Raw genomic sequence first — 10,726 nt, 5'->3', positions numbered from 1 at the left:
TCGAATCATGTTCAACCATCTTAAATATGGTATCCCATAGGGGATTCGAACCCCTGTTACCGCCGTGAAAGGGCGGTGTCCTAGGCCTCTAGACGAATGGGACACAGTTGATACGTTATACTCTGCATCGAGTGAATACTCATTGGTGTCTGTAGGCTAAACACCAGTGCTATATAGATCATCAAACACTTTTTCTAAAAAACAGTTTCGAATCATGTTCAACCATCTTAAATATGGTATCCCATAGGGGATTCGAACCCCTGTTACCGCCGTGAAAGGGCGGTGTCCTAGGCCTCTAGACGAATGGGACACAGTTGATACGTTATACTCTGTATCGAGTGAATACTCATTGGTGTCTGTAGGCTAAACATCAATGCTAATATCTATTTAAAGATAGTTAAGTAAGTGGTGGAGCTACACGGGATCGAACCGTGGACCTCTTCACTGCCAGCGAAGCGCTCTCCCAGCTGAGCTATAACCCCTCTTACTTAATGCTTTTGGATATGCTACTAGAAAAAACTAACATCATGTCTCAACTGCGAGGCGCATTCTATGCAGCATACCCAAAAGTGTCAACTCGTTTTTTAGGAATTTATTCTATCTGCTACAAATTCAATCGCTTTGGATATTCTTTGTGCAGATCTTTCTTTTCCGATTAAGAACAAGGTTAAATCTAACGCAGGAGACTGCCCTGCGCCTGTCACGGCAACACGTAAAGGCATACCCACTTTACCCATACCGACATCAAGTTCAGTTGCTGTCGCTTCAATAACGTGGTGAATATTCTCTACACTCCAATCATTTAGCTCAGATAATTTTTGATTAAACAATGTTAGAGGCTCTAGTGCAACGCCACGTAAATGCTTTTTAGCTTGGGCTTCATCAAAATCTGCAAAGTCTTCATAGAAGTATCGGCTTGAAGCGGCTAACTCTTTTAGTGTTTTCGCACGTTCAGATAGTGCCGTAACAATTTCAGTTAGCGCTGGGCCATTACTGGTATCAATTTTCTGATCATCCATATGCCACTGTAAATGCGATGCGACATAAACAGGATCGAGAGACTTGATATAATGTTGGTTTAGCCAAACGAGCTTATCAGTATTAAAAGCTGAAGCCGCTTTATTGATATCATCTAATTTAAACAGCGTTTTCAACTCGTCCATTGAAAATATTTCTTGATCACCATGAGACCAACCTAAGCGAACAAGGTAGTTTAATAGTGCTTCAGGTAAATACCCGTCATCACGGTACTGCATAACGCCTACAGCACCATGTCGCTTAGATAGCTTGGCGCCATCGTCACCTAGAATCATCGACACATGAGCATATTCAGGAATAGGTGCGCCTAAGGCTTTAAGGATGTTGATTTGGCGTGGAGTATTATTGATATGATCTTCACCGCGTACAACGCAGGTGATGCCCATATCCCAGTCATCGACTACAACACAGAAATTATAAGTAGGTACGCCATCGGTACGCTTAATAATTAAGTCATCAAGCATATCGTTAGAAATTTCGATACGTCCACGGACGTGATCATCAAATATCACACTGCCTTCGATAGGGTTTTTAAAGCGAACAACAAAGGGCTCATCAGTATCACGAGGTGCAAGGTTACGACAGCAACCGTCATATTTTTGTTGTAGACCTTGTGCAGCTTGCTCTTCACGCATGCTTTCAATACGTTCACGAGAACAATAACATTTATAGGCAGTGCCTTTATCAAGCATTTGCGCAATAATTTCATTGTAACGATCAAAACGCTTAGTCTGGTAGTAAGGGCCTTCATCCCAAGTCAAACCTAACCAGTTCATACCATCAAGGATAGCGTCACAGGCTTCTTGAGTTGAACGTTCAATATCAGTGTCTTCAATACGAAGTACAAATTCACCATTGTTAGCACGAGCGTGCAACCATGAATAAAGTGCTGTTCGAGCACCACCTACATGAAGAAAACCAGTTGGACTTGGAGCAAAACGCGTCTTGGTAGTCATAATCGGACACTAACCTATTTATAAACGTCTAAAGAAGACAAACAAAAAAATGTGACGCTATTCTAACAGTCAAACCCAGCAGTTGAAATGGCGGACATCTAAACCTAGGGTTGTTTTTGAATTTTCTTTATTATTGAGTACAATCCCTTGTTCAACAAAGCATCAAAGCGAACAATTTTAGCCCGACTGGCAATATTTTAAATAAAAAGCGTTGACAGGTTTTGCTTGCCCCCTATAATACGGCCCCACACAGCGAGGTCGATTAGCTCAGCTGGGAGAGCACCTCCCTTACAAGGAGGGGGTCACTGGTTCGAGCCCAGTATCGACCACCATATTTTTATTTATGGAACATTACTGTTAATTATATCCCAGGTCGCTTAGCTCAGCTGGGAGAGCACCTCCCTTACAAGGAGGGGGTCACTGGTTCGAGCCCAGTAGCGACCACCATATAATTTTCAGAAGTTTTTGTGTAGAGTCCCAGGTCGCTTAGCTCAGCTGGGAGAGCACCTCCCTTACAAGGAGGGGGTCACTGGTTCGAGCCCAGTAGCGACCACCATATCTTTTATAGATTGATGGACTCAAAAGTAAAATATCCCAGGTCGCTTAGCTCAGCTGGGAGAGCACCTCCCTTACAAGGAGGGGGTCACTGGTTCGAGCCCAGTAGCGACCACCATATTTTACTAACAGTTATAAAAAGATTGATATCCCAGGTCGCTTAGCTCAGCTGGGAGAGCACCTCCCTTACAAGGAGGGGGTCACTGGTTCGAGCCCAGTAGCGACCACCATATCAATTTAGTTTTGCGCTATATCCCAGGTCGCTTAGCTCAGCTGGGAGAGCACCTCCCTTACAAGGAGGGGGTCACTGGTTCGAGCCCAGTAGCGACCACCATCTAGCCTCATCCTCAATATCCAACATAATCAAACACCATCTAGCTTCATCCTCAATATCAAACATCATCAAACACCATCAAAAATAATCCCAACCTAATTAAACAAAACATCATGATTTTTTGATTTCCATTATCATATCTGTTCATTTTTGCTGTTGGTCTAATCGCGAATATAGCTGTTTGTGTTGAATCCTATTGTTTATACCACAATAAAAAAACCACTCATTGTGTGAGTGGCTTTTGCAGTAGAGGTGAGTTACAAACTATCTCGGGTAAGTTTTAATCTAAACCCAAAAAACCACCGGTTTGGTGAGCCCAAAGCTGTGCATATATGCCTTTAGCGTCAATGAGTTCTTGGTGAGTTCCTTGCTCAACAATACAGCCTTTATCTAATACAATTAGCCTATCCATAGCTGCAATCGTCGACAGTCGATGCGCTATCGCTATCACTGTTTTGCCTTCCATTAATTCATACAATGATTCTTGAATCGCGGCTTCAACTTCAGAGTCGAGCGCTGATGTTGCTTCATCAAGTAATAAAATGGGTGCATTCTTTAATAATACTCTTGCAATGGCAATGCGTTGGCGTTGGCCACCAGATAGCTTGACTCCGCGCTCACCAACTTGGGCATCGAGTCCTTTGTTACCAAATGGATCAGTTAAATTATCAATAAACTCTGCTGCTTGTGCTTGAGTGATAGCAGCTACTAGTTGCTCGTCATTGGCATGAGGATCACCGTACAAAATGTTTTCACGAATTGAGCGATGCAGCAAAGATGTGTCCTGAGTAACCATACCAATGTTTGCCCGTAATGAGTCTTGGGTAATATCTGTTATAGGTTGGTCATCAATGAGTATTTGGCCTTTTTCAACATCATGAAAACGCATTAGTAAGTTTACTAACGTCGACTTTCCTGCACCAGAGCGTCCTACTAAACCGACTTTTTCGCCAGCTTTAATATTCAGGTTTAGCTGTTCAATGACTCCTGCTTTTTCGCCATAATGAAAACTCACTTGGTTAAAATCGATTTTACCCTGATCAACAGTAATGTCTTTGGCGTTGGGTTTATCTTGAATCGCAATCGGTTTCGATAAAGTATTCATTCCATCGGTAACGGTACCAATGTTTTCAAATAGCGAACTGATTTCCCACATGATCCACTGTGACATACCATTTAAACGAAGGGCTAAACTTACAGCAATGGCAATTGCGCCAACCGTAATCGCATTGTCAGCCCATAACCAAATAGATACCGCAGCGATAGTAAACGCCAACACGTAATTAATGATTTGTACTAAGACATTAATGATCGTTACCAGGCGCATTTGGCCATAAACAGTTTTTAAGAAATGTGTCATGCTGTCTTGAGCATAGTCAGCTTCTTGGGTGGTATGTGAGAACAGCTTTACGGTAGAAATATTGGTATAACTGTCAACAATACGCCCGGTCATGGTTGATCGAGCATCGGCTTGTTCTGTGGATATCGCCTTTAACTTTGGCACTAATTTCCACTGAATTAAGACGTAAGCAGCCAACCATACCAGCATGGGCAGCATCAGGCGCACATCAGCAGCGGCAATCATCACCAGCATCGAGGTGAAATAAACCAAGATATACATGAGAACGTCGAGTAATTTCATCACCGTTTCACGGACCGCAAGCGATGTTTGCATAACCTTAGTGGCTATTCGTCCGGCAAAGTCATCTTGATAAAATGAGATGCTTTGCTTGAGCAAATAGCGATGTGCTTGCCAGCGAATCGCCATAGGGTAGTTGCCCAATAGTGTTTGATGCACGATAGACGCATGCAGCCAGACAATCAGCGGAATAACCACTAACACAAGCACCGACATGATAATTAATGTTGTACCTTCATCTTGCCATAAGGTTTGCGGGTTTTTGGTCACTAACCAATCGACTAATTTGCCCATAAAACCAAAGAGCGAGACTTCCAACATCGCCAGTACAGCCGTTAGCACCGACATCACAATTAAAGGTAACCCAAATCCGCGGGTATAATGGCGGCAAAATGCATATAAAGTATTGGGGGGCTGGGTCGGCTCTTCTTGTGGCAGTGCTTGGGTCAATGATTCAAAAAATTTAAACATCTAATGCTCTAACGTAATGGTGAAAATTCTGCTGACTAGGATAACGTAAATCTACCAAATGTAATCGGTTAAATTGTTACATTATACGAAACGATTGAGTTCCGTTTTCCGCTAGTCGTGGTTGTTGTGTTTAGGTAAGATAATTACTCAGATACGCAGTGCACTGAAAAAGGTTCAGTTTTTCTATTGCACTTGACTAAAGTTAACGAGGCTAACGGAATTAATGGTACAGATTAATAGCGATTGCAATATTACAGCTCAGATCTGCCAACAGGCGAGATTGAGTCGTGATGCACGCTTTGATGGTCAATTTTTTACTGGGGTACTTACCACCGGGATCTATTGCCGCTCAATCTGTCCCGCCCCAGCGCCCTATGAAAAAAATGTTCGTTACTTTGATTCTGCTATAAAAGCGGCGAATGCAGGGCTCCGGCCTTGCCTGAGATGTCGACCAGATAGTGCTCCAAGCTCCTTTGCGTGGTTAGGCACTCAAACAACATTAATGCGAGCCATCAAGTTAATTGAACAAGGCTTTTTAAGTGGCGACAACGCTGGAACTGTCGAGTCGTTGGCACAAAAGCTCGGCATTAGCAGTCGCTATCTACATAAACTCTTTAATCAAGGAATGGGGACATCGCCTAAACGCTTTGCGTTATATCAGCAGTTGATGTTTGCTAAACAGTTATTACACCAAACACAATTATCAATGACTGAAGTTGCTATGGCTGCAGGCTTTAATAGCATCAGGCGGTTTAATGAATTTTTTAAACAACAGTTACTGTTAACCCCGAGTGATTTGCGCCAAACAAGCCGAGGTTCAACGGACGACACTCATCCTTGTAAAGATAACCAAGTGAGAACTTACATTAAACCAATTACATTAGCATTAGCTTACCGACCGCCTCTGAGTTGGAGTAAAATGTTAGCTTTTTATGCATTTCGTCAAGTCGACAATATGGAAGTTATTGACGATGAGTTAGGTCGTTATGGTCGAACATTTTCATTTGATGGAGTTGACGGTTTTTTTTATGTTTCGCCTAATATCGATAAACCCCAGTTGGATGTGAGTATTTACTTACTTGATGCTAACGATATTAAATCATTACATCATATTGTATTGCAATTACGACGTATGTTCGATTTAGATGCTGACATGGTCGTTATTCGCCAAGCATTGTTACCTATTATTACATTAGGAGCTCAAATTGACTCTGGCTTGCGTATTCCAGCCACGGGCAGTGTGTTTGAAGCTGCTTGTAGAGCTGTGTTAGGGCAACAAGTGAGTGTATTGCAAGCGACTAAGTTATTAAATTTACTGGTTAAGCATTATGGTACAACACTTCTCATTGATGGTAAGACTTGGCGATTATTTCCGACGCCAGGAACTATTGCTGCAGCATCATTGGATGAACTAAACATGCCTGGTGCTCGAAAATTAGCATTGAATGCTTTGGGGAAATTTGTACATCAACATGCAGACTCAACACCTGACGACTGGCTTGAAGTAAAAGGTATTGGTCCGTGGACTGTCGCGTACGCTAAGATGCGCGGCTTAAGTGATCCAGATATGTTTTTGAGTTCTGATTTAGTTATCAAAAAGCGCTTGTATGCGTTACATGAACAGGCGGGTCAATCCATTGAAACACCAAAATCATATTTAAGTATTGCTGCTGATATGACAAAACAAGCATCACCTTGGGGCAGTTACTTAACCTTTCAGCTTTGGGATCACGATCCTGTCGCTGCCAAAAACGGATAATTTTATGACCCATTTTATGTCGCTTAAGTGCCATGCCTTAGTTACGAGTCCTGTTGGCTTACTGTCGCTTAAAGCATCTGAGCACGGATTAACCCATTTACAGGTTGAGGATCTGGCTCAAAGGAGTTTAACGGTAAACGTTCATGCTCAAGTTGCTTTACCGCAAAGCGATATCGAGCCTGATCGCGCTATATTACTAGAGGCGCAGCGCCACATTGATGAAACTGTGATTCAGTTAGCTGAATATTTCGCTAAGACAAGGCAACAATTTGATGTGACCTTAGCGCCGAAAGGGACTGAGTTTCAACAAGAGGTTTGGCAAGCATTGAGTCAGTTGCCATTTGGAATGCGTTGCAGTTACAGTGATATCGCTAATACCATAGGTAGGCCTAAAGCGGTCAGAGCGGTAGGTGCAGCAAATGGCGCCAATCCGATAGCGATAATTGTCCCTTGCCATCGCGTAATAGGCAAGGGCGGCAAGCTAACTGGTTATGCTTATGGGCTTGAGATGAAACAGTGGTTACTCGACTTAGAAGGGATTGAACAAATTCGTTAATTTATCTGACTGCTGGGGTAAAGTACGTTAAAATGCGCGATTGATATTCATTTTTGAGCGCATTTGATACATGACCCAAGCTTCTCTCGCGACGACTTTTGCTGAATTTGGCCTGCATACTCCATTGTTGGCAAGATTGGCTGAGCTTAATCACCTTCAGCCGACCCCTATTCAAGCTGAAACTATTCCAAGCACGCTAACTGGTAAAGATTTACTAGCAGGTGCCAATACCGGCTCGGGTAAAACAGCTGCTTTTGCGCTACCGATATTGCATCAATTAGTCAGTCGTCAAGCTGTATCATCTAAAGGAAATTTTGTTAGTGCGTTAGTTTTAGTGCCTACAAGAGAGTTAGCCAAGCAAGTTGCCGACAGCTTTAAATCCTATGCGGTTCACTTAAATGGTGACATTAAAGTGGTTGCGGCCTTTGGTGGTGTGTCTGTTAACACTCAGATGTTAGCATTGCGCGGTGGTGCTGATGTCGTGGTCGCAACACCAGGTCGTCTGCTCGATTTAGTTTCGTCTAACGCATTAAAGCTATCTCAAGTGTCAACCTTAGTGCTTGACGAAGCTGACCGTATGTTAAGCCTAGGTTTTACTGAAGAGCTTACTCAGGTGCTTGACTTACTTCCTAAGAAAAAACAGACGCTATTGTTTTCTGCCACTTTCCCTGATGAAGTTCGCCAACTAACGCAAGCGCTGTTAGTCAATCCGCTTGAGATACAATTACAAAGTGCTGAAGCAAGCACCTTAGTTCAGCGTGTCATGACGGTTAATCGTGAAAAAAAGACTGCCTTACTGGCTCATCTGCTTCAACAACATCAATGGCGTCAAGTGCTCATTTTTGTCGGCGCTAAAAATAGTTGTAATCATTTAGCTCAAAAATTAGCTAAACGTGGTATCACTGCTGAAGTCTTTCACGGAGATAAAGCGCAAGGTGCGCGAAGTCGGGTATTGGAAGGTTTTAAAGCCGGCGAGATTCAAGTGCTCATTGCAACAGACATTGCTGCCCGTGGTCTTGATATTGAAAAATTACCAGTGGTAATTAATTTTGACTTACCGCGCAGTCCAGCAGATTATATGCATCGAATTGGTCGAAGTGGACGTGCAGGAGAGGTCGGTTTAGCGTTGACCTTGCTGTCCCATGATGAGTATCATCACTTCAGTGTTATCGAGAAGAAGAATCAGATCCGCCTTGAGCGTGAACAAGTTGTTGGATTTGAGGCTGATGATGTAGTGCCCGAAAACGTGCTGGAACAACCTAAGCCAATGGCTAAGCCCGAAGGCAGTGGTAAAAAGAAACGTAAAAAGTTGTCCTCAGTTAATGTTGATATTTGGGCTAAAAAACCAGATTAGTAGTAGGTAATATGAAACATATTTTTTGGTTAGTTGATGGACAAGTCGCAGGTCGTAGTGGTCCAAACAAAGATGCATGGAACTTAGCTGAGTTACAGCAAGCGGGTTTCGGTGCAATTGCATCATTAAACAATGGTGAAGGTTGCGACACTAAGGCCATGGCAGAGTTAGGTATTCGTCATAAAGTATTTAATTTACCTGACAATATTCCACCTGAGCCTGAGGATTTAGCCATTTGTGCTGAAATACTACCTCAGGTACTCGCATTTATTCGTGAGTGTGAAGCTGATAATTTACCTGTGTTACTTCATTGTCGTTCAGGCATTAATCGTACTGAAGTGGTAATGGCTTATTACATGATGGAAAATGGTGCCGCGCCCTTACATGCTGTTAGCCAAGTGCGTAATGCCAGTGGTTTAGCGTTTGATGCTGATGGTTGGGATCAGTTTGTGTATGACGTGCTCTATGAGCTCCAATCTGCTTCAAACTAATTGAGTTAAATTTAAATATTGCATCAGGGAGACAATAGGTGAGATCAATCATTGATTTCATCTATGTCTCCCTTCGTTGTTTTAAAGGGCTTAGATCAGCGTAAATATTTATGCTCATGACTCATTTGATATATATTTTAGGCAGTTATGTCAGGTAATGCCTATAATGTGAATTGTCACACAGCATTTAGCTATTTGAAGTTTACGTTATTTTTTGAGCTGCCTTTTCCGTTCCATATAGACTAATCGTGGTGACAAGAGTATTGATAGCAATAGTCATTTGCGGCAAGCGGTTAACGTAACTTGATAACTCGGTAATATTTATCAAGAATTAATGACAAAAAATGATGTATTGAAGCGTGATCACAATCGGCATTATATCAGTGCTGACTATTATCAGGTGAATTGCTAATTTTGTGATTTGTAATGCTATTTGTAGATAAATGCCGATAAAATCTAGTCTACATATTGCCAATAAATGCTATAGTGAAGTTGATTTCAGTCTTCAGATGAAGGGGTAATAATGAGTCCTAAAATAAGCAAAGCGAATCAATCACAGGGGCTATTGCTTTTTAAGTTGAATCAAACACAATTATTTGCCTTGGGTACTCTAAAAATTCGTGAACTCGTACCGTATACTCCTTTAACTAAAATCCCGCATTCTCACCCTGCTGTTCTTGGCGCGGCGACTATTCGTGGTATGACTATACCAGTTATTGATATGGCGGCTTCTATTGGTTATAAACCTGTGAGTGAGTCTGAGCGAAAAGATTGCTACATCATCATTACCGATTGTCAGCGAATGGTCATTGGTTTTCTGGTGCGTGGCATTGATAAGATCATTGAGTGTAATTGGCGTAATATTGAGGCGCCTTCTGGCAACTTAGGCAAAAATGCCTTTTTAACTGGTGTCACTCGTTTTAATGATCAATTAGTGCAATTACTTGATGTCGAATTGTTATTATCGAAAATATTCCCTGATGATCCCATTAGTAATCGAGCAATATTAACCGATGTTCAACGTGAAAAATTATCACCATTGCGTATTTTGTTGGTGGACGATTCCAAAGTTGCCCGTAAACAATTATCCGATGCTCTGGACTCCATTAATATAGCGTATCAAGTTACCGCAGATGGCCGTGATGCATTGCAAATGATGCAGCTAGCCGCCGCAGAAAGAAAACCTATCGACTTATTGGTAAGTGATATTGAAATGCCAGGTCTAGATGGTTACGAATTAGCCTTCGAAGTTAAAAATAATCCGGCAATTGAGCATGCATATATTATTCTTCATACCTCATTATCGAGTGAAATAAGTGTCAGCCAAGCCAAGCAAGTTGGCGCAAATGAGGCATTAACGAAATTTGATGCTAAAGAGCTGATTGAAGCAATGCTTAGAGGCGCACAGGCATTACAACCAAGTTAATGGTGATATTTTTTGATATTTATTCATTTTTAACATAGTTAACAATTTTGTAGCAAGTTGTCGGTAAGCTTCAATTTAATGCTTTCTTTATGAGCGAAGCTTAAATTTTTTTACTCATTTTGTATCAATACTAGACTTATCACACAC

7 protein-coding genes and 9 tRNA genes are annotated in these 10,726 nt (G+C 41.9%); 11 read left to right on the top strand and 5 right to left on the bottom strand.

Annotated elements, in window-relative coordinates:
- Window positions 1-27: 27 nt before the first annotated feature.
- The 4 genes from H5123_RS11865 to gltX all read right to left on the bottom strand — a co-directional run bounded on the left by H5123_RS11865 (window position 28) and on the right by gltX (window position 1,994).
- Window positions 28-103: transfer RNA gene (locus H5123_RS11865), tRNA-Glu, on the bottom strand.
- Window positions 104-234: 131 nt separating this feature from the next.
- Window positions 235-310, bottom strand: a tRNA-Glu gene (locus H5123_RS11860).
- 96 nt (window positions 311-406) lie between these two features.
- A tRNA-Ala gene (locus tag H5123_RS11855) sits at window positions 407-482 on the bottom strand.
- Window positions 483-584: 102 nt separating this feature from the next.
- Window positions 585-1,994 carry a glutamate--tRNA ligase gene (gltX, locus tag H5123_RS11850; protein ID WP_124016283.1) on the bottom strand — a complete coding sequence of 470 codons (1,410 nt, stop codon included), beginning with the start codon at window positions 1,992-1,994 and terminating at the stop codon, window positions 585-587.
- Window positions 1,995-2,250: 256 nt separating this feature from the next.
- Here gltX and H5123_RS11845 point away from each other — a divergent pair.
- From H5123_RS11845 to H5123_RS11820, 6 genes are all read left to right on the top strand, one after another.
- A tRNA-Val gene (locus H5123_RS11845) sits at window positions 2,251-2,326 on the top strand.
- A gap of 39 nt (window positions 2,327-2,365) precedes the next feature.
- A tRNA-Val gene (locus H5123_RS11840) sits at window positions 2,366-2,441 on the top strand.
- A gap of 33 nt (window positions 2,442-2,474) precedes the next feature.
- Window positions 2,475-2,550 (top strand) — tRNA-Val (locus H5123_RS11835).
- Between the two features lie 41 nt (window positions 2,551-2,591).
- Window positions 2,592-2,667: transfer RNA gene (locus tag H5123_RS11830), tRNA-Val, on the top strand.
- A gap of 36 nt (window positions 2,668-2,703) precedes the next feature.
- A tRNA-Val gene (locus H5123_RS11825) sits at window positions 2,704-2,779 on the top strand.
- Between the two features lie 28 nt (window positions 2,780-2,807).
- Window positions 2,808-2,883: transfer RNA gene (locus H5123_RS11820), tRNA-Val, on the top strand.
- 280 nt (window positions 2,884-3,163) lie between these two features.
- On the opposite strand, the gene H5123_RS11815 is transcribed toward H5123_RS11820, so the two are convergent.
- A complete protein-coding gene (locus tag H5123_RS11815) occupies window positions 3,164-4,993 on the bottom strand; it encodes an ABC transporter ATP-binding protein (protein WP_182698091.1) in 1,830 nt (609 codons plus the stop codon).
- Window positions 4,994-5,216: 223 nt separating this feature from the next.
- Between H5123_RS11815 and H5123_RS11810 the strand changes: the two genes are divergently transcribed.
- The 5 genes from H5123_RS11810 (at window position 5,217) to H5123_RS11790 (ending at window position 10,579) form a co-directional block, all read left to right on the top strand.
- On the top strand, window positions 5,217-6,752 hold the full coding sequence (locus H5123_RS11810) for a DNA-3-methyladenine glycosylase 2 family protein (RefSeq protein WP_182698090.1): 1,536 nt from the start codon (window positions 5,217-5,219) through the stop codon (window positions 6,750-6,752).
- Between the two features lie 4 nt (window positions 6,753-6,756).
- Window positions 6,757-7,308: a methylated-DNA--[protein]-cysteine S-methyltransferase gene (locus H5123_RS11805; RefSeq protein WP_182698089.1), complete on the top strand. Its 552-nt coding sequence runs from the start codon at window positions 6,757-6,759 to the stop codon at window positions 7,306-7,308.
- A gap of 70 nt (window positions 7,309-7,378) precedes the next feature.
- Complete coding sequence (locus H5123_RS11800; protein ID WP_124016287.1) at window positions 7,379-8,662, top strand: DEAD/DEAH box helicase; 1,284 nt, start codon at window positions 7,379-7,381, stop codon at window positions 8,660-8,662.
- Between the two features lie 11 nt (window positions 8,663-8,673).
- Complete coding sequence (locus H5123_RS11795; RefSeq protein ID WP_124016288.1) at window positions 8,674-9,153, top strand: dual specificity protein phosphatase family protein; 480 nt, start codon at window positions 8,674-8,676, stop codon at window positions 9,151-9,153.
- Between the two features lie 523 nt (window positions 9,154-9,676).
- A complete protein-coding gene (locus H5123_RS11790) occupies window positions 9,677-10,579 on the top strand; it encodes a chemotaxis protein CheV (protein ID WP_182698088.1) in 903 nt (300 codons plus the stop codon).
- The last annotated feature ends 147 nt before the right edge of the window (window positions 10,580-10,726 follow it).

The organism is Shewanella sp. SR43-4 (assembly GCF_014163845.1).
Classification (GTDB): Bacteria; Pseudomonadota; Gammaproteobacteria; order Enterobacterales; family Shewanellaceae; genus Shewanella; species Shewanella vesiculosa.
The sequence above is the reverse complement of the archived record's forward strand: the minus strand, read 5'-3'. Positions and strand labels throughout refer to the sequence as shown.